The organism is Mycobacterium sp. 1165178.9 (assembly GCF_001673555.1).
GTDB lineage: Bacteria > Actinomycetota > Actinomycetes > Mycobacteriales > Mycobacteriaceae > Mycobacterium.
Window position 1 is genome coordinate 1 of sequence record NZ_LZMB01000264.1, and the last position, 679, is coordinate 679.

Sequence of the window (679 nt, forward strand, 5' to 3'; positions counted from 1 at the left end):
GAACTGGGCGGCGTGATGCTGGTCGCACCGTTGCTCGCGGCGGCCGCGCTGGCACAGACCGTGGGTTACGCGCTGGGTTACGAACGCCTCGCGATGCTGTTCGTCGAGCCGGCGAACGCGACGCTGGCCGTCGTCGACGCCGCCGTCGCCTCCATCGTCGATCTGCACCGGCGCCAGACCGGCGGCGATCACGCGGGCGGCGTGGCCGCAGAACTCGCGACGATGGTCGCCGGCTTGGACGCTCGCGGGTCCCGCGCCGACGGGGTATTCCTGATCGGCTGCGGAACCGACATCGTGGGGCTGAAGTCCACGCTCGAGGCGGCCACCCCACTTCCCGTCACCGCGCCCGAAGAGCCGGACATGGCACTGGCCCGGGGGGCGGCGCTGGCCTCGGCGAACGCCCCCCTGTTCGCATCGTCGACGGCCGCCCTGGCCTACGCGCTGGACCCGAGCACCGGAGAGCTGAGTCCGCCCGCGCTCGGCCCGACCTACCTGGACGTCTGGGGCCACGCCGACGTCGGCACCGACGCGCGGGCCTACAGCGCCGTCGCCGACGACGAGGAGAAGCCACCGCGCCGGCCCCGGTCCATGCTGCTCGCCGGTAGCGCCCTGGTCGCCGTCGGCGCCGCGATAGGCGGGGTGGTGCTGGTGACGTTGGCATCGGACCGTTCGGAGCCTC

General features: G+C 73.6%; 1 pseudogene. It reads left to right on the forward strand.

From position 1 onward, the window contains the following. A pseudogene (locus tag A5652_RS28070) lies at window positions 1-679 on the forward strand (hypothetical protein); the annotation flags it as partial.